The following is a 25,587-nucleotide window of genomic DNA, read 5'->3' as shown; positions in this document are numbered from 1 at the left end:
GCGCGTGCGGGCTTCCTTCGATGCCCAGGCGATGTGCGGCGTGATGTACAGGCGGTCGTCGTCCGCCATTTTCAGCAGCGGACTATCACTGCGGATCGGCTCGCTGGAAAGTACATCGAGCGCAGCTCCGGCAATCAGGCCCTCACGCAGCGCACAGCAGAGATCTCGCTCATTCACAATCGAGCCGCGGCCGACGTTGATCAGGATTGCGTTCCGCTTCATGTTGGCAAACGTTTCGATATTCATCAGGTTCTCGGTCGCCTCATTTAACGGGGCGTGGATGGAAACCACATCAGAATCCTTCAGCAGACGGTAGAGATCGACCCGCTCGTAGTCCGGATCGTCGTGTGCACCGGAGGTGGAGTAATAGATCACACGGCAGCCGAATGCCTGTGCAATCGAAGCCACTTTTCTGCCGATCGCGCCAAGGCCGATGATGCCCCACGTCTTGCCCTCCAGCTCGGTGAACGGTCTGTCCATGCAGGTGAAGAGGCTGCTGGCTGCGTAACTGCCATTTTTTACGTAATCATCGTAATAGCGGAGCTTCTCGGCCAGATAAAAGTACATCGCAAACGTGTGCTGTGCCACGCTGACGGTAGAATAACCGGCAACGTTCGTCACGGCGATGTTGTGGCGCTTCACATAATCGAGATCGATGTTGTTGATGCCGGTTGCGGTAACGCAGATCAGTTTCAGGTTCTCCGCGCCGGACAGGGTGCGGCTGCACATGCGCACCTTGTTGCAGATGACGATGTCCGCCTCCCGCACACGCTCCGGGCATTCCTCCTCCGTTGTTTTTTCATATACTGTCACTTCTCCAAAACGGGAAAAGCCGGACAGATCCATGTCCTTTCCCAGTGACTCTGCCTCAAGAATTACAAGTCTCATGTTGGTTCCTCCTTTTGCAGATGGTGATTCTGCTTTATCCGGGAAAGCAGTACCGCCTGTCTGTTTTGAAAGACGGCACTGCCTGAAATATTTTTATCTTAGATACCTGCGGACTGCCGATTCGGAAATATGGTCATGTCGATATGCCATGCTCCCCGGCCTGGTCCCCTGATATTTACACGTATTCGCTGATAATTTCCCTCATCAGCTTCTCTTCCTCGGGCGTCAGCATTCCGGCAAACCTGCTCTCGGCCGCGGCGGTCTGGCGGATGCCCTCCCTGACTTTCGAAATCCTCGCTTCTTTTTCCGGGTCTGCGAACAGTTCGGTCCGATCCTTTGCGGACTCGCTTCCCGCAGTCTGCGGTTTTGTTTTCGCCGCTCCGGTTCCCGCCTGTGCCATAGCTTCCGCCTGCACGGACTGCACCGGCTGCCGTTCGGTCTGCTGTACGGTTTCCAGCACCGCACTCTGTTTCGTCGCTGCAAACTCATTTTCCAGATAGTCTGTCCAGCCGTTCAGCAGAATTTCCTCTTTTCCGCCGAAATCCAGACAGAGCCGGAAAAAGACAAGGCCTCCGGCAAGCGCGATGCCCGTTCCGAGGTAGCGCATCAGCTCCGCCTCTCCATAACGGTATCGGTAAATCGCCCACAGCGAAAGAATCGACAGTGCCAGAACCGTGAGGATCATATTCTGGCTTCCGCGCAGAAGCGTCGGGACTGCCATTCCCGCTGACCTGCCCTGTGCAATCTGGCTGCGCATAAACGCCCCGGCATTCGAAAAGGGATGCGCTTTTCTCTGACACGTTTCCAGCACCGACCTGGTCCATTTCGATTTTGGTTCCTTCAGCCTTCCGAGATCGCGGATGCCCCGGGTGTAGAAACGGTTATTCCAGAACAGGCACCACACACCGGCGATTCCTGCTGCTATCATTGCGTATAAGAACACATTTTGTTTCACACAAAACTCCAGCATTCTTATTCCCCCTGATGATTTTTGAATTTGCCTGTCATACTCATATGCCGGTGCTTCCGTTGCGGTGCATCGGCGGATGCCGCGGCAGAATTTGCGCGCACAGGATTCTTCCGCAGGCATATCGGACAGAAGGACGTCTCCTCCTCCGATGTGCCACAGTATAGCACTGCCGGAAAAATTTGGAAACAAAAAACGTTCGTCAAATTCTTTGTGATTCTGTGCTTTTTCGCGTGAATTTTTATTTTTCGTTCTTTCAGGTGACTGCTTTCGTGCCGGTTCGCGTGGTTTCGCTGGTTTTCGCCTGCCCGTTTGTCGATTTTTTCTTCTTGCTTTTTTTAGATTACAGGCGTTTTACCATTTCCTGCAGCAGGTTGACACAGTGGCGGGCTGCCTCGCTCTCAAAGGTCGGGTAGTCCATTGTTGCGCTGTCGTCTGCTTTGTCGGAGATGGCGCGGAGTACGACGTATGGAATCTTGTTCAGATAAGCGCCCTGCGCAATCGCAGCGCCCTCCATCTCGGCGCAGGAACCGTTGAATTCCTCGATCAGATGGTTTTTCACTTCTTTGCTGGAAATAAACTGGTCACCGCTGACCACGCGTCCGCGGAATACCTGGATTTCCGGATTGACTTCCTTGCAGACTTCCTCTGCCACCTCTGCAAGGTGCTCATCTGCCGGGAAGCTTAAAACGCCCATCTGCGGAATCTCGCCGAGCGGGTATCCGAAGATGCGCACATCCATATCGTGCTGAACAGCATCGGTCGAGATGACGATATCGCCGATGTTGATTTCATTCCGCAGGGAGCCTGCGATTCCGGTGTTGATGACACAGTCCACGCCGTAATCATCCACAAGAATCTGCGTGCAGATACCGGCGTTTACTTTGCCGATTCCGCTGCGCACAACAACCACTTCTTTTCCGTTCAGGTAACCGTGGTTGAACTCCATGGATGCCTTCGTGCGGATCGTAACATCCGTCATCATTTCCTTTAAGCTTGCAACTTCAACTTCCATTGCACCGATAATTCCGATTAACTTCATGTTTATGATATCCTCCAATAACTTTACATGTACTCTCCGATTCTTTCTGTTCTTGCTTTTATGAAATCATTTTTGTCAGCGGTCAGCCGCTAAAGTAAGAACGGAAAACTCCAGGAGTCCATTTCCTTTTCCTTCTGGTTTCTTTGTAATTCCTGTTACAGCATACCATAAATTTTGGATCTGTGGTATCTTTTTTCTTTGCTGTTTTCGTAATCTATGGTATAATAGCAGGAACCGAAGAATTATCGTGGCTGAAGTTCACGATAATGTTCTAATTTTTTATTCACAAAGGAGGATCTTATCGATGGAATATACAACAAAAGGTACCTGTTCCAGAAAAATTCTGTTTGAGGTAGAAGACGGTAAAGTACACAACGTACAGTTCGTAGGCGGATGCAATGGAAACACACAGGGTGTTGCAAGACTCGTTGAGGGCATGGACGTAAACGAAGCCATCTCCCGCATGAAAGGCATCGACTGCAACGGACGCGGAACATCATGTCCAGACCAGCTTGCAAAAGCACTGGAACAGGCTATTCAGAAATAACTTTTTTACGCTTGCTCTTTTTTATTATAATAACTCCCTGGGGAATGCTCACCCCGGGGAGTTTGTAATTTATCCACTTCTGTTTTTTCTTTTCTGATGCAGCACAGCTTCCCTGCCGCCTGCTTTCTTCCGGTTTTTCTTCTATATTAATAGCACAGTCCTTCTTCCAGCCACCGGACTGCTTTATCTGTCCCATTTGTCGCAGAGACTGTTGATCTGATCGGCAAATTTCGAAAGGTCTTTGTTAGCACCGCCTTTGTTTCTTGTAATGACGGTGAGCAGCCGCTGACCAGCCGCAACGAGACGATCGAAGACGGCATTTCCGCTGTTTCTCGTGCGCAGTGTTCCTGCGTTTGCCGTTGTTTCCTTCTGGATCGGAATGCCAACGGTTTTTTCGATGAATTCATTTTCTTTCAGGTCAAATACCGTGCCGGAGAACGGAGCCATCGCCGGGTAGCGGAATTCATCCCACAGTTTTTCTGCAAAAATTTCCGTCACTTTATCTTCGCCGTGCGTCACGAAAACGCGGTCCGGTTTTGCCTTGAAGCTGCCGGCCCATTTGAGCAGTCCTTCCTGATCCGCATGGCCGCTCATACCCGGGAACTGGATAATGTGCGCGTTCACATGAACCTCTTCCTGGAACAGCTTCACTTCCTTCGCGCCTCCGATCAGCGCCCGTCCCAGTGTACCGACAGCCTGATAGCCGACGAAAAGAACCGTGCTCTCCTGACGCCAGAGGTTGTGTTTCAGATGATGCTTGATTCGTCCTGCATCGCACATGCCGCTCGCGGAGATGATGACCTTCGGGGTTTCGTTGAAGTTGATGGCTTTCGATTCATCGGATGTGATCGAGAGCTTTAAGCCCGGAAACAGAATCGGGTTAATGCCCTGCGCAAGGAGCGCTGCTGCATCGGAATCGTAGCACTCTTTCTGATGATCGCGGAAAATATTGGTTGCCTCAACGGCAAGCGGACTGTCCACGTAAACCGGGAATTCGCCGTGGCCGTGAACCAGATGTTCTGCCTTTATTTCACGGATAAAATACAGCATCTCCTGCGTTCTGCCGACAGCAAACGACGGGATCACGAGGTTGCCGCCGCGGTCGAGCGTTTCCTGAATGATTTTTGCCAGCTCCGGCACGTAATCCGGTTTCGGGCCGTGGCTCCGGTCGCCGTAGGTGGATTCCATAATCACGTAATCGGCGCTCTCCGGGTACTCCGGGTCGTTGATCAACGGCTGATGAATATTTCCGATATCGCCGGAGAAGAGCAGTTTTTTCGTCACACCGTCCTCTGTCAGCCACAGCTCAATGGATGCGGAGCCGAGCAGATGACCGGCATCGAGGAAACGTATCTGAATGCCGTCCGATAGTGTCACACGCTGATGATACGGAATGCCCTCCAGTAAGCGGATCACGCCGAGGGCGTCCTCCATTGTGTATGGTGTGACGTAATCTTCTTTTCCCGCCCGGCGGTTCTTGCGGTTCCGCCACTCGGCCTCGGCGAGCTGAATGTGTGCGCTGTCGCGGAGCATGATGTCCGAAAGCGCTACCGTCGCCGGGGTCATATAGATTGGGCCGCGGAAGCCGTGCGCATACAGCAGCGGCAGATTTCCGGTGTGGTCAATGTGCGCGTGCGTGATCAATACAAAATCCAGCTGGGATGCCGGGACCGGAATCGGCTTGTTTTCATAAATATTCGGTCCCTGCTCCATACCGCAGTCCACTAAAAATTTTTTCCCGGCAGCCTCCAGATAATAACAACTGCCCGTCACTTCATGTGTTGCTCCAAGAAATGTAAGACGCATAAGATGCCTCCTGTTCTCCCGTGTTTGTTCGGGGACAAAATGTTGTCACTGCGGGTCAAAACACGCGTTATACGTTTGGCCCGTTATCGCGGCCAGCAGTCGTCAAGTTCTCATGCCAGCATGGTCTTTGACGCGTTTTCCGCGAAAATAATCTGAAATTTCTTTTGTATTTTATGCTTATTCTCTCTTTTTCGATTATTATAGCATAATATCTGGCGGATTCCAACGGGATTTTAAGGCAGATTGCACAACAATCTTGATATTTTTGTTCAATTATGGGCATCGGACGCCGGAAGTGCATAGAAAAGAGGCACCGGTATTCCTGCAGTAATACCGATGCCTCACTTATCGGGGCCAGCCGATGTTCCGTATGATCACTCACACGCTGAACATAGTAACACATGATGACTCAGATCTGTGTTGTGGTTGGAAAAAGGAATTTCGACGCGTTGAAAATCCTGAAAGATCTGCGTTTTCGTCTTAATATATTCATTGTTATAAGGTTTCTATAGGGGACTGGCCCCGAGGATTTTTAAGGGGTGAGGGAGTGTAAACTATAGTGGGTTAGAAATTGTGTCCGTTCGTTTACGCTACCTCTTTTGCGTTCTTATAAATATCTTTTGTTCGTTTTTTATTTTGATATTCTAATGGTTATATGGAAATTTAATTAACCGATGTAAATACCATTGGTCGAACTTCCACCACTTTCAGTGACACCGTTTTTAGTGCAGGAATGATATCCTCTTAAACGATAATAATAACCCTTTTCTACCTTAATTTCCTTACTCATAAATAAAGAGTCCGTATTATAGTCTACGTTTTCCCACTTTTTATAACTATAAAAAGATTCCGGTCCACTTGAACGTTCCAAATAAATATTCAATTTTACCGTGTTGCAAGTTACATTACATTCTGTACCGCCAAATATTCCAATATACCCATTACCGTTATTCGTAATTCGAACAAAACCTTGATGAAGATATGTACTTCTTGCCACACTCTGATAATTTCCAATTGACTCTGTTTCATTTGTCAATTCCGATCCATCAATGATATTACCTAAGTAATCTAATGATCCAGCCTGTGCATTTACTGTATTCAAAACCATTGTTAAAACGAGCATCACGCAAAAGAGTAAGCTTTTCAAATTAATAACCTTTTTCATACTTCCTCTTTCCCCTCGTCTTCATCTACATAATATATACGTATATTTTTTATAATAATTACAGATCATACTGCATCTCATTTAAAATTTTAATCAATTCTTCTTTCTCTATCTGTCCGCTTAATTGATAATACACATCTTTATACTTCCATAATGCATAATAATTTTCCTCATTATTCTCAGCCATTGTACCCATTTCCACTTCAAGTGTCTTATCTAGCGTTTCTACTTTAACTTTCTCTTTATCTTTCCAATTTCCTTGCGACAAATCATTTTCATTTGCTGCTAAATGAAAATATACTGAATGTCCATTATATTGATACTTTATCACTGCCATTTGTGTCGCTTCTGATATTATTACTCTTTTATATTCCATTCCCTTTGGAACATAATAAAATTCCGGAACCACTATGTGTAAAGTATCTCTTATCTCTTTTTTCACTTCATCCAAATTTTCTTCTGTATATTTTCTATTTTCGCCGTTATCTACCCATGTAGTATCTCCAGCATTTCTAACCCCACTAATCGTCTCCACCAACCGAATCCGATTCGCCTCACTCGTCATACTGGCTCCAAAAACGCACGCTCCCACAACCAACACAACACCAGCCGCCTTTGCCGTCCGTACCCAGTGTTTTGTTGTTTTCGCCCTCTTCGTAATCTGTTTCTGTCTCTCCGCCTGCTTTTCGCGTTCCACCTTTTTCTCCACGATCTGACGGCGGATCGCCAGTGTTTTTTCTGTCGGCTTTCCATCTGCGTCCGCGAGTCCTTCCTTCTGGAGACGCTGTTGGAAGCGCTCGTACATCGCGTTCAGTTCTTCCTCTGAAAGTGCAGGCGCAGCCTCCTGTTCTGTTGCTGTGTTTCCTTCCTCCGCCTTTCCAACTGCCGATTCCCCTTCCACCGTTTTCGAATCCGCAGCTATTTTCTCTTCCGTCGTCTGCTCCAGTTTCTTTTTCAGCTGTTCTTCTTTTTCTATCTTTTTCATCTTCTTCCGTTCCTCGGCATTTTCCATGTTGTAACCGCTCTTGACTTTTTTTCTTCTTGAGGGGATAATAAAAGCCAAATGATATTATCAAATTCCAGGGAGGAATTCTCATGAAGCATATTGTTCTGACAGGCGGAGGTACCGCCGGCCATGTTACCCCGAATATTGCCCTGATTCCAAAATTAAAAGAAGCAGGTTATAAAATCTCTTATATCGGTTCCTACGACGGTATGGAGCGCAAGCTGATCGAAGATCTCGGTATTCCGTATTACGGAATTTCATCCGGAAAGCTGCGCCGCTACTTCGATCCGAAAAACTTTTCCGATCCGTTCCGCGTCGTAAAAGGCTACTTTGAAGCAAAAAAACTGCTCAAAAAGCTGAAACCAAACGTTGTCTTCTCCAAAGGCGGCTTCGTTTCGGTACCGGTTGTCCTTGCCGCCAAAGCATGTAAAGTCCCGGCGCTGATCCATGAATCGGATATGACGCCTGGCCTGGCAAATAAGCTGTGTATTCCGTCCGCTGCAAAGGTCTGCTGTAATTTCCCGGAAACCGTCAAATGTCTCCCGGAAAACAAAGCCGTTCTGACCGGAACGCCAATCCGCCAGGAACTGCTGTCCGGCGATGCACGGGAAGGCCTGAAGTTCTGCGGATTCAATGCCGCAAAACCGGTTATTCTCGTCATCGGAGGAAGCCTCGGTTCCGTTGCTGTCAATACTGCGGTCCGTTCTATTTTACCAGAACTTCTGAAAGATTTCCAGGTGATTCATCTCTGCGGTAAAGATAAACTGGATGCATCCTTAAACGGCACCGAAGGTTACGTTCAGTTCGAGTACATCAAAGATGAACTCCCGGATCTCTTCGCTGCGGCAGATCTGATCATCTCCCGCGCCGGCGCAAATGCGATCTGCGAAATCAGTGCTCTGGCAAAACCAAACATTCTGATTCCGCTTTCTGCCAATGCCAGCCGCGGAGACCAGATTTTAAATGCGCGTTCCTTTGAGCGTCAGGGTTACAGTAAAGTTCTGGAAGAAGAATCCGTGAATGCGCAGACTCTTCAGTCCGCAATCCGTGAGGTTTACGAAAACCGTCAGACCTACATCAATGCGATGAAGAAGAGCAGCCACACCGATTCCATCGGCCGCATCCTTTCCCTGATCCAGGAATGCGAACGCAAATAGTAACTACAGAAATCCCATTTCTCTGGCTTTGTCGGCAAAATGCTGACAAAGCCATTTTTTCGTCCGGGTCATTTTCACCCGCAGATTTCCGATGGTGATACCCATTTCGGATGCTACTTCCTTTTCCGGACGCTCATGCACCTTGATTTCACGCGTAATATAATAACCCGATTCATCATGCTCTTTCAGTGCGTCCATCATTTCCCAGAAAAAATGATTTCTCTCCTGCTTTTCTTCCTCTGCAAGCGTCGGAAGTTCCATCTCTTCCGCCCGAAGATCCTCATCCAGTTCGTTCCAGTCAAAACGTTGTGCTTTTCTTTGATAATCAATTCCCAGATTCTTTGCATCGACACGGACCCAGCCTTCTACTCTGTCTTCATCCAGCGCATCAATATTCAGGTACAGTTTCACCATCGTTTCCTGTGCGATATCATCCGCATCGGCTTCATTGTGCACCACCTGCATTGCGGCTGAATAGGCTGTCATTACATACTTTTTATATATTTCTGAAAAGTTATTTTTGTCCATTGTTCTCCGCCCCTGTTCGTCTGTCATTGATTCTGCTCTGGCTGCTGCCAGCCCTTTCTCAGGCCTTCAGCTCTGCCGTCACGCTCTCAATGATCTGCTCTTTTACCGCATCCTCGAGAGTTCCCTGCTTCCATGCAGCAATACCGGCATTGTCACCTTCATATCTTGGAATCAGATGCATATGGAAGTGGAATACCGTCTGTCCTGCTGCCTCGCCGTTGTTCTGTACCAGGTTAAAGCCATCGGAATGCAGTGCTTTTGTCATGGCTGTTGCCATTTTTTTGCCGAGAATCATTGCTTTCGCTGCGGTTTCATCCGGAATCTCATAAATGTTTGCAAAATGCTGTTTCGGAAGAATCAGCGCATGTCCTTTCGTCGCCGGTCCCTGATCCAGAATGACACGGAACTCATCGTCCTCATACAGTGTTGCGGTTGGAATTTCTCCGTTTGCTAATTTACAAAAAATACAATCCATGATCTTTTTCTCCTTTACTTTTTTTAATTTTTCTGTTGTTCCGAATCCCGTTTCGCACGGTTCCGGACAACTCTATTTTCTCACTATTTGTCGAAAAATGTCAAAAAATGCAGAACGCTTTTTGTTGCGCGCTCCCCCTTTTCAATGCTAAACTTTTGCCTAATCAAAAATCATTACCTACGCATCATAAGGAGGATACGGCTATGTCAAAAGAACCAACAACCAATTCACAGGGCTTATCGGAAGAATGTCACGCTATGATTTCCCGGATTTCACATGAGGTTCGAAATCCTGTTGCGATTATCCACAGCTTTCATCAGCTTCTTCTTTTAGCGCATCCGGAGCTTTCCAACGATCTCTATTTTCAGAAAATCCAGGAAAATATGGCTTTTCTGAACTCCCTGCTCGATGAGCTCTCCTGCTATAATCATTCGTATCGGGCGGTACGCGCTTACGTGAATCCTTATCTTCTGCTCCAGAATCTCTGTGCCGATACCGGCGTTCTCCTCGAAAAACAACAGGTTTCCATTGAACTTGTCAAGGAATCTGCCATTCCGCGCTTTGCCCTTGATACCACGCAATTTCGTCAGCTTTTTCTGAACCTGATCCGAAATGCGGCGGAAGCAATGCCTTCCGGCGGAACGATCAAAATCTCTCTCTGTTTCGACGGTGACTTTCTGACCATCCGTGTGCAGGACACTGGCTGCGGAATCCCCGCCGAGGATCTGCCGACTCTCTTTGACCTTTTTGTCACACATAAGAAAAACGGAACCGGCCTTGGACTTGCCATCTGCAAGGAAATTGTAACCGCACACGACGGCACGATTTCCGTTTCTTCCGTTCCCGGGGAAGGAAGCACCTTTACGGTCGTTTTCCCCTTTTCCTGATCCTTGCCATTCCCGGATAAAGAACCGCCATCAGGACTGCACCTGCCAGAAAACCGCCGATGTGTGCGAAGTTGTCCACATTTGAAGACTGGAATCCGACCAGCAGCGAAAGGACAGCCATGACGGCCATCCGCCGGAAGGTGAGATCCTCCAGCCTTCCTTTCCGAAATGCCAGAAGAACGAGCATCGCTCCGACTGCTGAAAAAATCGCTCCCGAAGCGCCGGCGGAAACTGCCGGTGCTTCCCCTGTTTTCATCAGGGACAGTTCATGCAGATACGAGCACAGATTTCCGACGAGTCCGCCGCCCAGATAGATGACCAGATAACGGATCTTTCCAACTGCGCGTTCCAGGTAATCCCCAAGGAACAAAAGAAGCAGCATGTTGTTGATCAGATGCTGGATGCCAAAGTGAAGAAACATACTCGTAAACAGGCGATAGTATTCTCCGCTCTCAATCAGCGGCGCATACGCCGCACCGCAGTCCATCATATGTCTGGAGCTCTCTGTCCCTCCGGTCAGTGTGACTGCAAGGAATACCAGAATATTGCATACAACGATGACCAGATTGATGCTGTTTTTTGATCTCTTCCACATACGATCCACGATATCTTCGTTCGGAGCGTAACTGTTTTTCCTTGGTTCTTCCATTACATCATTTCCTTATCTGTGCTATTTTTTTATTATAATTTAATTCATTTGTAAATGCAAGAAATCGTCAAATTTTTTTCTTTTTTGATAAACGTTTTTCGACAATTATTGACGCTTCACGACGGCTTTCGACGTTTTATGACGTTATTTTTTACATTATTTCTCTTTTTAGTTTTATGCATAATTTTCTTTTCTATAATATTTTTGTTTCATTCGCATAACTTTTTTCTTCGATCATTCTGCCACATTGTTTCAACTCACAGTCGGTATTTCACGGAGTCTGACATGTCGAAAATAGTTCGACTGTGACTTGCCTCATGTCAGTGGAGGATACCGATTTCTCTCCGCCCGCCACTGCCGTTATGTTTCTTTTAGCAATTCATCCCACCGCTTCAGAAACGGGGGACTTCTTGTCTACTGGTGTTAAAAATAACGCATCCAGCACTTTCTCCAAATTGAAAAAGTGTAATGCGTCATTTTTCTCTAATTTCTGTTTTTCTTTCCCGCCTTATACCGGTATTTCTTCCCGGCAAATGAGATATCGTCTCCATCTTCCAGCTTCCTTTTTGTCTCGCCCATCAAAGGAACGCCATTCACCGTTGTTCCGTTCCGCGAATTCAGATCCAGCAGATAATCTCCCTCTTCTGTACTGACCAGCTTTGCGTGAAGGCGGCTTACCGTACGGTATGGCAGAATTACATCTGCCGCCGCTGACAGTTTTCCAATCAATGTGCTTCCGCGTTCAATCGGAATCAGAGGAAGATCAATCGGATCTATCGGAATCAGATATGCCCTTCCCTCATCCTCCGGGCTGGTCAGCAGTTCCGTTTTTCCAAACAGATCCTCTTCCTGCCCCTCCAATTCCATCAGGCTGTGCATCTTTCTGTTTTCCTGTTCTTCATTCTTTTCCCATATTTTCTCTTTTTCGACTGAGGAATCCCTTCTCCATCCCTGCTGTTCTGTATCGCTTTGCGGATTCCATGTTCCATCTTTCTGTTTTAAACCCTTCCGATTCTGATATTCCGAAAATACATCTCCTGTTTCTTCTTGCTTCCGGATTCCTGCGGCCTTCCCATAGCTTCCTGTTTCTGTTCCCGACTGCCGCTTTTTCCATCGGCTGACAAGTTCCAATGCCAGACTTACAATTCCCACAACAGCCGCCGCTCCTCCCAGCACCAGATACCAAACGGTTTCGGCCTGTGTCCACCGCAGTGCCAGCACACCTCCCAGAAATCCGATGCAGATCACTGCTTCCACAATATTTTTCCAGTTTCCCTCATCCTTTTCTTCCTCCGCTTCCACAAAAAAATTTTCCGCCGCCGCTTCCGCTTCTCGTTCCTCCCAACGCATTTCCTCCATCTGTACAGGCGGATTTTCTTCCCTAGAACGCTCTTTTCCCTCCTGCTCCGTCGTTTCTTTTTTCTCTTTCCCTGTCTGATATAAGAGTGCCTGAATCGTCTCAACAGAAAAGATCTCCGCCGAAATCTCCCGATACAGCCCATACCCGAGTACCACCGCATCCTGCTCCTGGTGATCCAGCTTCGGCAGCAGATATTCCATCAGCTCCCGGATCTGCTTCTGAAAACAGCCTGTGTGTCCCTGCTTTCCCGGCAGATAACAGAAGGAAAAGTTCTCCAGATTTGCATCTGCAAAAACCAGCTCCGGCTGCAGAACGAGACCGTCCGGCACAAGCAGGTACTGCCCCAGTTCTTCGAGGAGATCCAGCAGCTGTTCAAACAGTTTCCGCAGTACCTCCGCCCCAATCGAGCGCTGTTCAAACACACTCTGAAGCGACTGCCTTGATGTCACCTCATAGTAAAACAGTGTTTTATCATCCATTTTCCCGATTTTGCAGTCCAAAAGCCCTGGGATTGCGTTGGTCAGCAGCATACGAATCTGATACGACGCCGTGTCCGGCTCTTTTTCCTCCTGTAAAATAACATACGTATGGTTCAAATCTCTTTTATAATCAATCTGCATTTCTCCGCTTCCGTCCTTACTTCTGGTTCCAGATCTGTTTTACTGCCCGTATCTTCCGGATCGTTTTCACCGGATTGTTTCTCCTGCTTTCACTCAAAACCGAATATTCCCATGCGTTCCGGCTCCAAATTGGCAGAATGTTTCCTTCTGCTTTTATCTGAATCTCTTTTTCTCTGCATTCCGTCTGTACAGTCACCGGTTCAGCCGGAAGCGGTATCTGGGAAATCCACCACTCCATCCGGCTTTGTGCGGCTGCCTCTCCTTTTTCCACAGACAGGCGGCCTTCACTGGCGGCAAGCATTGTGCTTTCATATACCGCAAATGTATACCAGCTCCGTGCGTGCACAAAAAAGGTCAGCGACAGCAGAAGAAAAATCACCATCAGAACAAGCGGCACGACCAGAACTGCCTCTACCGTAATACTTGCTTTTCTCATTTTCACTTTCAAAGCAGTCCGCACCTCCCCACAAATCCAAGCAGCAGAAACGGCACCAGCGGTATGGAATCCTGTTTCCGTATTTTCTTCCGCATCAGAAGGACTCCGCAGAGTACCGAACAGAGAATGAGTCCCAGCGTCAGAACGCCGAACGTCTGCCCAAATCCCAGCCAGATTCCAACCGTCAGAAGCAGAAGGCCGTCCCCGTATCCCACCTGTTCCCGTGATATATAACTGAGCGTCAGAAATCCCGCTCCCGGCAGCAGAGACAGTAGCCATTCCAGCCACGATGTCTGTTCCACCAGAATCCGCCATCCAATGCCTGCCAGAAACAAAACACCCGTCAGAACAATGCTGATCTGTCTTTTTCTTACATCCATTCCGGCAAGAATCCCAAGATACAGCAGTATAACGGCACTCTTTACTTCTTCCTGATACACAGTCTCCGCCTCCTTTCTACAAACCCAAGTTTCTGTTCACCGTCTTTCTTTCCGGTCGCCACGGCAGGAGGACACCTGCTCACATCCGCCCATATCCTGCTTTCTTACGCCGCCTTTTTCGCGCATTTCGAGCACTGCGGCAGTCCATCCGTCTGTTCCAGTGCTACAAGTTTTACTTTACGTTTCAATCCTTTGCAGGAAAGACTGTTATGATACCGGTTTCCGTATTTCGTATAGTAAACTTCTGCCCCCACAGCGCCATTTCCCACGCACTGTTCGCATTCCTTATATTTTTCTCCATCCTGATTCCGTTTCCACGCAAGCGCACCCGGTGAGGAAACCTGGATCGAAAGATTGATATGACTGCACGACGAATCGGTATGATACACACTGCCGTTCTCAGTCACCCACACCATCTGTTTTGCTTCGCCCTCTTCCTCGTCTGCCTCTTCTTCTGTCTTTCCACAGAACAGATGCACTTTCGCACACGCCGCAATTCCCCGGTTCCGCACCGGAACGAGGCGGTTTCCCATTTTCGGCCAGTAAATGGCTTTCAGTTCCAGCCATCCATTTTTCACACGGCTTCCCGCCAGCGTCACCGTTCCATTTTCGCGGATTTCTTTTGGAATCCTGGTTTCTGCATAAGCAATGCACACAGCCGTTTCCGGTATTTCATACGTTTCTTTTCCCGTCTCGTCCACCGCGTAGGCACAGACGGAAAGATACCGCGCGGACTCCTGCAGAGATACCGTCAGCATTCCATGCAGCCGGTAAAGATCCACGATTTTTAATAACACAAGAACCGCGATCAGAAAAACAGGAAGTGCCAGTGAAGCTTCCACCGTCAGGCTTGCCCTGTTCCATTTTCGTTTTGCAAAAGGCTGCTCTCCTGATCCGGATTTATAAAAATTCCCGGAAGAGTGGATAAGTTTTTTGATAAGGTTCCAGAAATAAATGTGCCGTTCAGAAGAACACCCTTTTGTATCCCTGCCGGAGTCATCCCATTTTTCAGGCTGCTCCCTGCATCTCATATCCATAATTTCTCGTAATTTCATACTCTCGTTTCCCAATTACCGCCGTAAAACCGGCTTCCAGTTCATCGACACAGCAATCCAGTCGGAAGCCCGGCTGCTGCTGTTCTGTCCGCATATTGTATTCCACCAGATCCATCGCTCCAAACGTTACTGCTTTTCCCGATTTCTGCATCAGAAGCAGCCGCAGATAGTCGGAATACTCCATGCCGCCCGGTGCCTTTTTTCTGCTCTGATCCCCTGTTTCCAGCAGTTTCGGAAGCTGTTCCAGAGAAAGCTGCCACGATTCTGCCGTTTTGAACAGTGCTACTTTTCCACCGTCCAGCAGTTCCCGCAGATCCAGAATGCTTTCTGCAAATGCCCAGCACACGGCAAGCGCCATTTTCACAACCGGCATCGCCGCCGGAACTCCAAACGACGCGGCAATCACCCCCGCCATCGCTTCCATCTCGCTCTGCTTCTGCGCATCTTTCGCCAGATACACCAGATTTGCCGCCTCCCGCAGCACCAGCAGACGGTTCACGGTTCCCGCCAGATTATCCTGGTCACTGTTTTTTTCGCAGAGCACATATTCCACCTGGCACTGCAGCCCCTCCTTCTTCTCCTTGCTGGTATAGCAGGGGAATTTCCACAGAATATATTCGGACGAAAGCATCTTATCCACAAAGCTCAGTTCTTTTCCACGCTCTGCCATGCCAAACCCGCTCTGCAGCTCCCGTTTTGATGCAAGAACCGATACATCCGTTTCTCCCTGCGGCAGTGCCTGCCCTTCCGGGAGAACCAGTCCTAAAATTCCCATTTTCATCACTTTCTGAATGACCTCAATCGGATTCACAAAATCTTCCGGTACCGGCTGCTTCTGATCCGGTTCCGAAGGCGTGCCGTTTCCAGATTCTCCTTCACCTTCTGTTTTTTCTGTTCCCTCTTCTGGCTGTTTGGATTCTTCATACTGTTTTAAAACCTCCTCTTCCTCGTAACCGCTCTGTCCGTCCTCCTGACGTTTCACGGTTTCCTGTTCTCCTCTTAATTTCTGGGAAAGCTGCTGTATTCCATAAGTTCCAAGGCTGGCTTTCATTGCCTCACAGATCTGACGGGAGAAAGCACTTCCCTCCTCGTCTGTCGCAAGACGATAGCCGCCAAGATAAACTTCTGTAACCTGTCCGCCAGATAAACTGCCTGATAGAATTCCCATCCCCGATGCAGTGGGGGACAGAACTTCTCCCGCAGTTTCTGCGACTTTTCTGCTCATGGTTTCAGGTTTCCAGACACCGCTCTTATCCCCGCCGTTATAAAAAAACAGCTCGTACTGTCCCAGCAGTGTTCTGTCATACCCGGCAAACAGAGAATACAGTCCCTGTTCCATTGCGCAGGCCGTCATCACCCGTGCATGGGCATTTCGCACCGACGCAATTGTCCCGGAAATCAGGGAAAGCATCAGTATCAGAACGAGACACAGATATGCTGTTATGCTTCCGGCTGCCCATCTTTTCTGTCTTTCCGTTTCCCTCATGGGATACAGCTCCTTCCACTTTACTTTTACTTTTTCGAACTTTAGATGCCGTGGATCGGATAAAGGATATACCGAGACACAGATATGCAAATGACATATAGGTCCGTACCGGCTTCTAAATTTTTCTTTGGAGTTCCGTATTGGACATTTTCCCGTTTATACGGTGTTGCTCTGGTTTGTAACCTTCTCCATCAGGCTGTTGACCAGACTCACAAGCTGCTTTTTAAAGATTAGTACGAGTCCGATCAGCACAACGAGAATCAGAATCACTTCCACAACACCAACCGCATCTTCCTCTTTCCAGAACTCCGATATCAGCTTCATAATTCCCACCTCCCTCTCTTTACCAGCTGTTGTGGGGATAAAAACATCCCCTATGCATAAAAGGACAAAAATGCCGGAACCGTGAGTATGACCAATACAACCGCAAGCATCATGCCCATCGGAAGAAGAAGCTTTGTCGATGCCTTTTCTCCTGTTGTTTTCGCCTGCCTTCTTCTCTCCTCAAAGGCCTCCTGCGATTCCTGTTTCAATAATTCCAGCAGTCCTTTACTGCCTTTTTTCAGATTCTGCGTCAGCAGAACAGCAAGGGAACGATACGCTCCGGTTCCCATACGCATTCCCATGCGCTGGTACGCTTCCTGCTCGGAAACACCGTTTTCCATCTCCTGGCAGGTAAATACAATCTCTTCATAGGCAAAACGTTTCTGCCCGCCAAGCGCCAGATTTTTCCGGTAATCCACTGCAATCCGCTCGAGTACTTTCCGCATCCCAAGCCCGGCACCCAGAAGAAGAACCATTTTGCTGACAATTTCGGGATAATCCCGCAGCATCTGTTCTTCTCTTTTCTGCCTTGCTTTTTCTTCTTCCCTTCCTTTTGCCGCCCAGCAGGCTGCTCCTGCCGCCGCGGCAAGTGCCATCAGTTCCAGACCTGTCAGATCCGGCACTTTTGACCATGTTACAGTTTCTCCGTTCAGTGTCTCCGGCAGATAATAGGCTGTTTCTTCGGGATGTGCTTCGTTTTCTTTTTCCACTGCTTTTTTCAGTGCCCTAAGAACCGCATCCCGCCCTTTTATCTCCGGTGGATAGACCTGAACCTTCCGTATATATTCTGTTGTTTCCCCCTGAAGTTCCAGTTCCGCTTTCAGCGTAACCTCCACTCCTTCTTCGGGAATCTCGTCTGACAGCAAACCCCGGCTGTCAATCAACAACGGCCTGTCTGTTTCCCAGCTAAGCGCCACCGGGCTTCCCGGTATTTCCGTAACCAGATCCATGTTTCTGTTTACCGTATGAAAAGACAGATTCTCACCTAAGATGATTTCGTCCAGCGCCTCTATCGCCGCACTGAACGCCTCTTCTATCTCTTCTGCGCTGTAAGCTCTTGCAGGTACAGACAATGTAATTCTCTCCGGTTTCTGATTTCCAACAGAAACCTCAAGTTTTTCCTCTGTCGGTTGGCTGCCTAAGGCACCCCGTTCCAGTTGAAGTTCCGCTTTTTCATCTCCTGAAACTTTTCGCACTCCGATCGGAAGGCAGAGTGCAGTGCCCGCTATAAACCCTGTCGCTGCAAGGCAGAAAATCCGTCTCACCAATTTGTGATCTTCCGCCTTTTTTCTCATCCGGAAATACCAGATGAACAGCCCCGCCCATGCGGCCAGACAAATCCACAACATTTGATTCCTCCCCTTTTTGCGGACGAATCGTTATGATTCGCAGTCTTACTTTTTGTTTCAACTCACAGTCGGTATTTTCACGGAGTCTGACATGTCGAAAATAGTTCGACTGTGACTTGCCTCATGCCAGTGGAGGATACCGATTTCTCTCCGCCCGCCACTGCGTTATGTTTCTTTTAACAATTCATCCCACCGCTTTAGAAGCGGGGGACTTCTTGTCTACTGATGTTAAACTCTAATTGCTTCTTAAAACTCAATGTCCAGAATCTTCTTTCCAAGCACCCATGCCGCCAGATACACGGCAAGGCATCCGCTCATGAAGAAAACCCCGATTACATTCCCATACATCACACTTAAGAATTCCGGAAAGGAAAGCTGTACATATCCCAGAATTCCAAACGGCACAACACTCATAATATTCTGCTCGAACCGCCGGGAAGAAACGCCCGCACGGATTTCCCGCATCGTGTCAATTCTCGTACAGAAAATATCCCACGTATTCTGAAAGATCTCGCAGACATTTCCTCCTGTCCGCTTCGCAATCACCAGTACACTTGCAAACGTCGCAATATCGTCAATGCGGCTTCGCACCGCAAGATCCTGAAACAGTTGTTCCACCGGCACGGAAATCATCATTTTATGACGCATCCGGCGCAGTTCCTGTACCAGAATGTTTTCTTTTCCCAGCGACTGTTCCAGCTGTCCTGCCGCCTCCAGCACTGCATTTTCCATGGAATAGCCGGAACGCAGTGCCGTGTGCATCCACGCAATCAGATCCCGGAAGCTGTCGTACAGCTCCTCTTTCCGTCTCTGAATCCGGTTTTTCCGATACGTGTGAAAACATACGATTCCAACCGGAACCACAGCAATGCATGCCCACCACGCCCGGTAACAGAGCAGGTTCACGGCAGCGGCAATTCCAAGACTGATTCCTGCTATTTCGAGATATTCCCGCCCGGTAAATTCCCAGGTCTGATAGTCGATCCCCTTTGTCTCCTTCTCCTCTGCCATGCCCGTCTTTGCCGGACTTCCAGCACGTATTCTCATCCCGTTTTCCCCTCCAGTTTTTCTCTGTGTACCAGTTCGCCTGTCCTTTGCAGGCCTTTCCCATACTCTCTTCGAAACAAAGAAACCGTTTTGATTTCGTCCTCCTCCATCCCTGTGATCTCTGCGATCTCCTCCACCCGACGGCTTCCATCCTCCCCGCGTCCTAAATGCACGAGAATTTCGATTCCCGATGCAATCTGGCGGCGGATTGCTTCCAGCGGGAGCTGCACTCCCATCAGCACCATCGTTTCCAGACGGGAGATCATATCTTTCACGCTGTTTGCATGCGCCGTGCTCAAAGATCCCGCATGCCCGGTATTGAGTGCGGATAATAATTCAAACGTTTCCGCTCCGCGCACTTCGCCGATAATTACGCGGTTCGGACGCATACGCAAAGCTGCGCGGATCAGATCGCGGATCGTAATTTCTGTTCCTGATTCCAGATTTGCCTCTTTTGCTTCCAGCCGCACCAGATTTTCCACACCCTGGATCTGCAGCTCTGCATTGTCTTCGATGGTTATGATGCGCTCGCCCTTTGGAATGTAGGCGGAAAGCGCATTCAGAAATGTCGTTTTGCCAGATCCGGTCGCCCCGCCGATCATCATGCTGTAGCGGGTCCGGACGAGGGCCTGCAGAAACTCTGCCGCCTCTTTTGTAATACTCCCGATGGAGACCAGAAATTCCATCGTCACCGCCTGCTCCGGAAAGCGGCGGATGGTCAGAATCGGTCCGTTTAATGCGACCGGTTTCATGACAACGTTGACGCGGTCTCCATTTTCCAGCCGTGCATCCACAATCGGGTTCTGTTCATTTACCACACGGTTGCACCGGCCTACAATCTGCTGAATCACATCCTCCAGCTTTTCTGCGGAGGTAAAGCTTTTGCCGTATCTCTCGATTCTGCCGTTCCGTTCCACGAAAATATGCTGATAACCGTTTACCATAATTTCGGTAATTCCCGCATCTTCCAGCAGCTCCTGCAGGACATCGAGCCTCCGCACACTGTAGAACAGTTGTCTGCGCAGCTCCGCCTTCTGTGCCACCGGAAGATACCGTGTTTCTTCTTCCCCTAAAATCAGACGGTCAATCTCTTCGAGAACCTCTCCGTCATCCGGTTCGGATGCGATATCGATCCGTTCCATCAGTTTTCTCCGCAGAATTTCCGGCATTGTCATGTTTCTTCTCCTCTTCTGCCGTCCCGCAGAATCTGGCGCACATAATCGCCCAGCTCGCTCCAGACAAGCTCCTCAAAGTAGGCTTTTCCCGTCCGGTTTGCCGTGTGGAACGGAACGTGGATTTTCCGCATCTTGTCCAGCACCGACTGGCAGTCCCACCGGCGCAGCAAATTTTCAAACTGCTCCATTTTTGCCGCAGAAATCACATCATTCCTTGTCGGAACGTAAATTTCATTGCAGAAATCCAGGATCTGATACAGATCCGCCACACCATCCCCCAGGTCAAGAATCAGCACTTCATAGCTGCTGTTCTTCTCAATCTCCTGAAACAGCCATTTCCATTCTTCGTATTTTGCAGTCTGAATATCCATCGGCGATGCGGCGGGCGGCAGATAATCCAGGTTCTGCATCGACTGGACCATTCCGCCCAGTTTGTAGATGATGCCCTGATTTTCCTGTCTCGCATAATACAGAATATCGCTCATCCCCCTGTCGTAACTGCATTCCAGCAGCCGTTCAAATCCGGAATAGCTCTCCATATTGAGATACAGAACCGCCCGCTCCTTCGCCAGAATCTGCCCCATCGTCAGGGCAAACGAGGTCTTCTGCGTCCGTCCGACCGGCGAATAAATGCCGATGATGCGCATTTCTTTTTTCGGCAGCAGTGCAGGCGATGTATCGACACCGTTTTCCACGCCGTAGCACGCCATGACCTCGCGGATCACCGTTTCCGACGACTGATATTTATAGACCGCCGGATACTGATCCAGCACGGGACTGTGTACCCCCTCCGACAGAATGATAATCTGACGGATCGGATACCGGCGGATCTCTTCTTTCATCGCTTTATCTGAAATCAGAAGAATCTCTGTTTCGTTGTTTTTTGCGAACTCCAGAAACATCTCCGCGCTGGAAAATGCATGCACTTCAAACGGAATATTTCTCTTTTGGTTCAGATATTCCATAAAATTGCGTGCATATTCCATTTCCGTGTCACAGACTGCAAAAACACTCTTTTTCTTTGCAGTATTCAATAAAATCCCCCAATCCAGAGCAGCACTCCCATCAGAACGGGAACGGAAAAATGGATGCACTCCATGCCCCACTTCCCATCGTAATAGGGAACCGGCTCTGTTTTTTTCTGGTATTTTCTTTTGGTAAAATAAGTTTGGAAATAATTGAAAAATTTGGTAAGACGCTGCGGCAAATTTCCGCAGACGAGAATAATTCCGATAGATAAGACCGCTCCAGACAGGAACGACACAATCATACATTTCAGGATCGCTGGCACACCGAGAAAGCCTCCAACAGCGGAAAGGAGTTTGATATCTCCCGCGCCCAGCATATGAAAATAGAACAGAATGTAAAGTGCGAGTATCGGGAAAAGCATCCCAAAAAGAAAAATACCCGCTCCCGCGGCGCCATAGCGGATGAGCTGTGTAACCAGCCCGGCGATCCATGCGGTGATAATCCATTCATTTGCAATTCTGCGTGTTCTTAAATCCATCCATACCGCCCCTGTCGCAACTGTCAGTACCAGACAGTGCTGCAAAGACATGTTGTCTCTCACCTCCCGTTTCGTTTGGGTCAACTTGATTGTGAGGTCATTATAGTTGCCTCTTTTCGATTTGTCCAGCGATTTTCAATAACTTTTTCCGGTTTGTGAATTGCCTCCAAAAACGGGATGAAAATTTCTCACACCAAAAAGAAAAGTCGTATGAAAGGTTTTCCGTTTTTCGCGGATTCGTAGAATCGTATCGCAATTTCCGCACTTCTTTTTGGCTATTATTTTCTGTTCTTTTTATAAGAATTTTTGAAAGAAATCTGCCCCTGCGTGGTCTGTTTCTCTGTATACAAAAACAGACCGGAACCGTCTGCACCAGTTCCAGTCTGCATAAAATAATATATTTTTACTGAATAAAATCCGCATACTCCGCCCTGCTGACCTTCTTCAGGTCTTCCGGTGTCATGCACAGTGTGGTTCCGATTCTTCCCCCGCTCACATAAACCTTGTCAAAATTCGCCGCACATTCCTGAATCACGGTCGGATACTGTTTCTTCATTCCGATCGGACTGCAGCCGCCGCGGACGTATCCGCTGACTGCGGTAATATCTTTGACATGAATCATCTCGATGGATTTCTCACCCACCGCTTTTGCTGCTTTTTTCAGATCCACTTCCTCTGCAATTGGAAGAACCAGCACATAATACTGCTTACTTTTTCCCTGTGCTACGAGCGTTTTGAAGGACTGCTCCACCGGCGCGCCGGTTTTTTCCGCAGTGTGGAGGCCGTCGATAAATTCGTCACATTCATATTGAAGAACTTCGTATTTAATTTTCTGTCGGTCCAGAATCCGCATTGCATTTGTTTTAATTTCTTTTTCTTTTGCCATTATTTTCTCTCCGGTGCTCCCTGCAGTGCATACAGTTCTTTTTTGAGCTGTTTGATTTCTTTTTTCATCTCTATATTTTTCTGTTTCAGCCGTACGACAGCATCCCCGGCTTCTTCCGGTTTTACAGAAAGTAAACGTGCAATGCCAAGGGTATTGATGTGCTTTAAGCAGTAATCCGCATACGCTTTTTCACCGGAAAGCATGGTCACGCGGACGCCGCCTTTGTATTTCTGCGCACTTAAGATTTTAATCAGACGGATTTCCCCTGTTTTTGCAACGTGGGTTCCGCAGCACGCACAGCTGTCGTAGCCTTCGATCGTCACAATCCGCACCTGGCCCTCGATCTCTTTTTTACTGCGGTAATCCATGGTTTCCAGCTCTTCCTTTGACGGATAACTGATCGTAACCGGAACATTTCGAAGAACGGCCTCGTTTGCCTCCTGCTCTACATCGTAGAGCTGCTCCTCGGTCAGAACACCGTCAAAATCCACGGTGACAACATCACTTCCCATATGGAATCCAACGTTATTGAAACCGTAAATCCGATGCACGATACCTGACACGATATGCTCTCCGCAGTGATTCTGCATATTGGAAAAACGTTTTTCAAAGTCAAGTTTTCCAACTACTGTTTTGCCCGGCTCAAGCGGTGCTTCCACGGTATGCCAGATCTCGCCGTCGATTTCCTGTACATCCGTTACAAAAATTCCGTCCAGCGTTCCCTCATCTGCCGGCTGACCGCCGCCCTCCGGGAAAAATGCGGTCTGATCCAGCAGCACGCGGTACATGCCGCCCTCGCAGACGCTTCGTTCTACGGTTGCCTCAAATTCTCCCAGGTACGCATCCTGATCAAATAATCTTGTTGTGCTCATAATTTTTCCTCTTTTCCGTCTATTCGTTTACAATGTCAATCTGGCACATTTTCATAGCTTCCAGTGCATTTTTATGACTCTGCGGCGTTACGCCCGCGCACGCGGATGCATCGACCGAAATCGGCACTTCCGGATAAAATGCTTTCAGCAGCATGGCATTGGAAATCACGCAGATGTCGGTGCAGAGTCCGACAAGTTCGATGGATTCCGGCACGCCGCCTGCCAGTTTTTCGATCTCCTCCGGCAGATTTTTTGCACCGAAGGTGACCTTATTCATCACTACGGCCTGTTTTTTCTCCGCCATTTTCTGGATTTTTTCCTGCAGAGCATGCCCATTCGTTCCTTCGATACAGTGTTCCACCGGAAGTTTTCTGCCCTCGGATGTTTCCAGATAACCGGCAAAATGGGTATCTCTGGTGCAGATAACGGCTCCGTCAAACGAATCCATCACCTCCGCAGCGCGGTCAACAATTCCGACCGCCTCTTTCGTGCCGAGACTTCCGTCAATAAAATCGTTCTGCATATCTACTACAATTAATACTTTCATCTTTGTTCTCCCTCTGGGACTTTTTTTATAAATGCTGCATCCAGTTCAGTGCCAGTGAAATCCAGCTCTGGCACTCTTCGCGTACTGCGTTCTGGTATTCATAGCTCTGCGTCTCCTCGCTTGCAAGGCCAAGGCCGTGGCCGCCGACCGGATAAATATGCATTTCTACCGGAATCTCCAGCGCATGCAGTGCTGTAAAGAACATGATCGAGTTTTCTACCGGCACGCAGTCGTCCGGAGCGGTGTGCCACAGGAAAGTCTTCGGCGTATCGAGGCTGACCTGATTTTCCAGAGACATCTCGTCCACCAGTTCATCATACTGATCGCCCAGCAGATTTTTAAAGGAATCGCGGTGTGCCTTCGGGCCGGAGGTGATTACCGGATAGGATAACAGCAGGCCGTTCGGACGAAGCTGCTCTGCGTCTACGCCAAGCTCTTCCGCAAGAAATGTTTTCTTTTTCCAAAATACACCGTACGATGCCGCCAGATGACCGCCGGCGGAAAATCCGGCCACTACTACTTTGTTCGGATCAATGTGATATTCTGCCGCATGCTCCCGCAGATGTGCAACAGTCCACGCAAGCTGGCGAAGTGCCGTCGGATAGTGAGCTGCCGGTGCAACACTGTAACGCAGAATAACGGCATGATAACCTGCTCCTAAAAACTTCATCGCAATCGGCTCTGCTTCGCGGTCGGAAACCCATCCATATCCGCCGCCCGGACAGATCACGATGACAGGACGCACACGGTTCGGATCAATTTCATGTGAGTTGTCCAGAAAATACGTGTATAATTTTCCGGTTTCTTCTGTATCTTTTACTTTGACATCTAATACCTGATAATTCATAAGTTCTTCCTTTCCCCCAATTTTTCCGGGCACGGCCACAGCCGCCAGTTTTTACTCTGTTGTCATTATACCGTATCAGCGCAAAATATCAAGCGTATCGCACCATACACTTTTTTCTTTTCAAATCCAATTGCTCATAGTATAATAAATTTATATTTGCATGTTTTTGAGCGGCAAAAATAACACATAAAGGAGTATATTGCAATTATGGATTCCAATCTTATTGTCCTTACCGATCAGGACGGAAATTCTGTCCGTTTTGAGCTTCTGGATATCGTAGAATACAAGGAGGATGAATACGCCGTTCTCTACCCGGCCGACGGCGGCGACGATGAGCCGGTACACATTCTGCGCATCATTTCCGAGAATCTTGATGTCAACGAAGCCGAGTTCGAAGGCCTCGATGATGATGAGCTGATCGACACCATTTACCAGATTTTCCGCGAACGCAACGATCTGGATGACTGATCCTGCCACACAAAAAGAGCAGCATTTTACCGCCGTGTGTGCGGTCAAAAT

At 48.5% G+C, this 25,587-nt stretch carries 29 protein-coding genes; 4 read left to right on the top strand and 25 right to left on the bottom strand.

The features are described from left to right. From ACY2VT_RS09150 to ACY2VT_RS09140, 3 genes are all read right to left on the bottom strand, one after another. Nucleotides 1-888, bottom strand: an 888-nt coding sequence (locus ACY2VT_RS09150; RefSeq protein WP_461879658.1) for a D-2-hydroxyacid dehydrogenase, incomplete at its 3' end; no start/stop codon positions are given. Between the two features lie 175 nt (nucleotides 889-1,063). Next, entirely contained in the window at nucleotides 1,064-1,858 is a 795-nt protein-coding gene (locus ACY2VT_RS09145; RefSeq protein ID WP_461877090.1) for a hypothetical protein, read from the bottom strand. 340 nt (nucleotides 1,859-2,198) lie between these two features. Further along, nucleotides 2,199-2,897, bottom strand: coding sequence for a 5'-methylthioadenosine/adenosylhomocysteine nucleosidase (locus tag ACY2VT_RS09140; RefSeq protein ID WP_022461363.1), 699 nt, complete (start codon nucleotides 2,895-2,897; stop codon nucleotides 2,199-2,201). 304 nt (nucleotides 2,898-3,201) lie between these two features. On the opposite strand from ACY2VT_RS09140, the gene ACY2VT_RS09135 reads away from it, so the two are divergent. Then, nucleotides 3,202-3,444, top strand: coding sequence for a TIGR03905 family TSCPD domain-containing protein (locus tag ACY2VT_RS09135; protein ID WP_022461364.1), 243 nt, complete (start codon nucleotides 3,202-3,204; stop codon nucleotides 3,442-3,444). Here ACY2VT_RS09135 and ACY2VT_RS09130 read toward each other — a convergent pair. From ACY2VT_RS09130 to ACY2VT_RS09115, 4 genes are all read right to left on the bottom strand, one after another. Continuing rightward, nucleotides 3,431-3,640: a hypothetical protein gene (locus ACY2VT_RS09130; RefSeq protein WP_461879657.1), complete on the bottom strand. Its 210-nt coding sequence runs from the start codon at nucleotides 3,638-3,640 to the stop codon at nucleotides 3,431-3,433. The genes ACY2VT_RS09135 and ACY2VT_RS09130 overlap by 14 nt on opposite strands. After that, entirely contained in the window at nucleotides 3,628-5,250 is a 1,623-nt protein-coding gene (locus ACY2VT_RS09125) for an MBL fold metallo-hydrolase RNA specificity domain-containing protein (RefSeq protein ID WP_461879656.1), read from the bottom strand. Before ACY2VT_RS09125 ends, ACY2VT_RS09130 begins: the two co-directional genes overlap by 13 nt. Before the next feature lie 667 nt (nucleotides 5,251-5,917). Next, nucleotides 5,918-6,415, bottom strand: coding sequence for a DUF6147 family protein (locus tag ACY2VT_RS09120; RefSeq protein WP_461879655.1), 498 nt, complete (start codon nucleotides 6,413-6,415; stop codon nucleotides 5,918-5,920). Nucleotides 6,416-6,473: 58 nt separating this feature from the next. Continuing rightward, complete coding sequence (locus ACY2VT_RS09115; protein WP_461879654.1) at nucleotides 6,474-7,427, bottom strand: DUF4367 domain-containing protein; 954 nt, start codon at nucleotides 7,425-7,427, stop codon at nucleotides 6,474-6,476. Nucleotides 7,428-7,510: 83 nt separating this feature from the next. Here ACY2VT_RS09115 and ACY2VT_RS09110 point away from each other — a divergent pair, with 83 nt between their 5' ends. Next, nucleotides 7,511-8,578: an undecaprenyldiphospho-muramoylpentapeptide beta-N-acetylglucosaminyltransferase gene (locus ACY2VT_RS09110; RefSeq protein WP_461879653.1), complete on the top strand. Its 1,068-nt coding sequence runs from the start codon at nucleotides 7,511-7,513 to the stop codon at nucleotides 8,576-8,578. Nucleotides 8,579-8,581: 3 nt separating this feature from the next. Here the strand turns inward: ACY2VT_RS09110 and ACY2VT_RS09105 are convergent, their stop codons facing one another. Together ACY2VT_RS09105 and ACY2VT_RS09100 are read right to left on the bottom strand one after the other, a co-directional pair. Continuing rightward, entirely contained in the window at nucleotides 8,582-9,106 is a 525-nt protein-coding gene (locus ACY2VT_RS09105; protein WP_461879660.1) for an RNA polymerase sigma factor, read from the bottom strand. A gap of 58 nt (nucleotides 9,107-9,164) precedes the next feature. Continuing rightward, the gene (locus tag ACY2VT_RS09100) at nucleotides 9,165-9,581 is read right to left on the bottom strand and encodes an HIT family protein (protein WP_172680766.1); all 417 of its coding nucleotides are present in this window, start codon (nucleotides 9,579-9,581) and stop codon (nucleotides 9,165-9,167) included. Between the two features lie 203 nt (nucleotides 9,582-9,784). On the opposite strand from ACY2VT_RS09100, the gene ACY2VT_RS09095 reads away from it, so the two are divergent. Continuing rightward, a complete protein-coding gene (locus tag ACY2VT_RS09095; RefSeq protein WP_195530790.1) occupies nucleotides 9,785-10,468 on the top strand; it encodes a two-component system sensor histidine kinase NtrB in 684 nt (227 codons plus the stop codon). Here ACY2VT_RS09095 and ACY2VT_RS09090 read toward each other — a convergent pair. The 16 genes from ACY2VT_RS09090 to ACY2VT_RS09015 all read right to left on the bottom strand — a co-directional run bounded on the left by ACY2VT_RS09090 (nucleotide 10,443) and on the right by ACY2VT_RS09015 (nucleotide 25,068). Next, complete coding sequence (locus ACY2VT_RS09090; protein WP_461879652.1) at nucleotides 10,443-11,117, bottom strand: rhomboid family intramembrane serine protease; 675 nt, start codon at nucleotides 11,115-11,117, stop codon at nucleotides 10,443-10,445. The genes ACY2VT_RS09095 and ACY2VT_RS09090 overlap by 26 nt on opposite strands. 483 nt (nucleotides 11,118-11,600) lie before the next feature. Then, nucleotides 11,601-13,097: a DUF6382 domain-containing protein gene (locus ACY2VT_RS09085; protein ID WP_461879651.1), complete on the bottom strand. Its 1,497-nt coding sequence runs from the start codon at nucleotides 13,095-13,097 to the stop codon at nucleotides 11,601-11,603. Between the two features lie 16 nt (nucleotides 13,098-13,113). After that, nucleotides 13,114-13,539 carry a TadE/TadG family type IV pilus assembly protein gene (locus tag ACY2VT_RS09080; protein WP_461879659.1) on the bottom strand — a complete coding sequence of 142 codons (426 nt, stop codon included), beginning with the start codon at nucleotides 13,537-13,539 and terminating at the stop codon, nucleotides 13,114-13,116. Between the two features lie 2 nt (nucleotides 13,540-13,541). Then, the gene (locus tag ACY2VT_RS09075) at nucleotides 13,542-13,973 is read right to left on the bottom strand and encodes a prepilin peptidase (protein WP_461879650.1); all 432 of its coding nucleotides are present in this window, start codon (nucleotides 13,971-13,973) and stop codon (nucleotides 13,542-13,544) included. Nucleotides 13,974-14,077: 104 nt separating this feature from the next. Next, the gene (locus ACY2VT_RS09070) at nucleotides 14,078-14,815 is read right to left on the bottom strand and encodes a hypothetical protein (RefSeq protein WP_461879649.1); all 738 of its coding nucleotides are present in this window, start codon (nucleotides 14,813-14,815) and stop codon (nucleotides 14,078-14,080) included. Nucleotides 14,816-14,981: 166 nt separating this feature from the next. Then, nucleotides 14,982-16,514 carry a DUF5702 domain-containing protein gene (locus tag ACY2VT_RS09065; protein WP_461879648.1) on the bottom strand — a complete coding sequence of 511 codons (1,533 nt, stop codon included), beginning with the start codon at nucleotides 16,512-16,514 and terminating at the stop codon, nucleotides 14,982-14,984. A gap of 156 nt (nucleotides 16,515-16,670) precedes the next feature. Then, nucleotides 16,671-16,838 carry a Flp1 family type IVb pilin gene (locus tag ACY2VT_RS09060; protein ID WP_022461946.1) on the bottom strand — a complete coding sequence of 56 codons (168 nt, stop codon included), beginning with the start codon at nucleotides 16,836-16,838 and terminating at the stop codon, nucleotides 16,671-16,673. A 50-nt stretch (nucleotides 16,839-16,888) separates the two neighbouring features. Next, nucleotides 16,889-18,187 (bottom strand): type II secretion system F family protein, encoded by a 1,299-nt coding sequence (locus ACY2VT_RS09055; protein ID WP_461879647.1) that lies wholly within the window; start codon nucleotides 18,185-18,187, stop codon nucleotides 16,889-16,891. A gap of 246 nt (nucleotides 18,188-18,433) precedes the next feature. Continuing rightward, on the bottom strand, nucleotides 18,434-19,234 hold the full coding sequence (locus ACY2VT_RS09050; RefSeq protein WP_461874073.1) for a type II secretion system F family protein: 801 nt from the start codon (nucleotides 19,232-19,234) through the stop codon (nucleotides 18,434-18,436). Continuing rightward, nucleotides 19,231-20,409 (bottom strand): CpaF family protein, encoded by a 1,179-nt coding sequence (locus ACY2VT_RS09045; protein ID WP_461877070.1) that lies wholly within the window; start codon nucleotides 20,407-20,409, stop codon nucleotides 19,231-19,233. The genes ACY2VT_RS09050 and ACY2VT_RS09045 overlap by 4 nt, the downstream gene beginning before the upstream one ends. Continuing rightward, nucleotides 20,406-21,443: a P-loop NTPase family protein gene (locus ACY2VT_RS09040; protein WP_461879646.1), complete on the bottom strand. Its 1,038-nt coding sequence runs from the start codon at nucleotides 21,441-21,443 to the stop codon at nucleotides 20,406-20,408. Before ACY2VT_RS09040 ends, ACY2VT_RS09045 begins: the two co-directional genes overlap by 4 nt. Then, nucleotides 21,440-21,967, bottom strand: a complete 528-nt coding sequence (locus ACY2VT_RS09035) for an A24 family peptidase (RefSeq protein ID WP_022461951.1) — start codon at nucleotides 21,965-21,967, stop codon at nucleotides 21,440-21,442. Before ACY2VT_RS09035 ends, ACY2VT_RS09040 begins: the two co-directional genes overlap by 4 nt. Nucleotides 21,968-22,319: 352 nt before the next feature. Further along, nucleotides 22,320-22,802: a Cys-tRNA(Pro) deacylase gene (ybaK, locus tag ACY2VT_RS09030; RefSeq protein WP_461879645.1), complete on the bottom strand. Its 483-nt coding sequence runs from the start codon at nucleotides 22,800-22,802 to the stop codon at nucleotides 22,320-22,322. Further along, the gene (locus ACY2VT_RS09025; protein ID WP_461879644.1) at nucleotides 22,802-23,674 is read right to left on the bottom strand and encodes an alanyl-tRNA editing protein; all 873 of its coding nucleotides are present in this window, start codon (nucleotides 23,672-23,674) and stop codon (nucleotides 22,802-22,804) included. Before ACY2VT_RS09025 ends, ybaK begins: the two co-directional genes overlap by 1 nt. A gap of 19 nt (nucleotides 23,675-23,693) precedes the next feature. Next, nucleotides 23,694-24,221 (bottom strand): cysteine hydrolase family protein, encoded by a 528-nt coding sequence (locus ACY2VT_RS09020; RefSeq protein ID WP_461874067.1) that lies wholly within the window; start codon nucleotides 24,219-24,221, stop codon nucleotides 23,694-23,696. Nucleotides 24,222-24,246: 25 nt separating this feature from the next. After that, nucleotides 24,247-25,068, bottom strand: coding sequence for an alpha/beta hydrolase (locus tag ACY2VT_RS09015; RefSeq protein ID WP_461879643.1), 822 nt, complete (start codon nucleotides 25,066-25,068; stop codon nucleotides 24,247-24,249). A gap of 207 nt (nucleotides 25,069-25,275) precedes the next feature. Between ACY2VT_RS09015 and ACY2VT_RS09010 the strand changes: the two genes are divergently transcribed. Then, entirely contained in the window at nucleotides 25,276-25,536 is a 261-nt protein-coding gene (locus ACY2VT_RS09010; RefSeq protein WP_022461956.1) for a DUF1292 domain-containing protein, read from the top strand. The last annotated feature ends 51 nt before the right edge of the window (nucleotides 25,537-25,587 follow it).

Source organism: Fusicatenibacter sp. (assembly GCF_050872605.1).
In the GTDB taxonomy this organism is placed as follows: Bacteria; Bacillota; Clostridia; order Lachnospirales; family Lachnospiraceae; genus Fusicatenibacter.
Note: the sequence above shows the minus strand (reverse complement) of the source record. Positions and strands in the feature narration are given on the sequence as shown.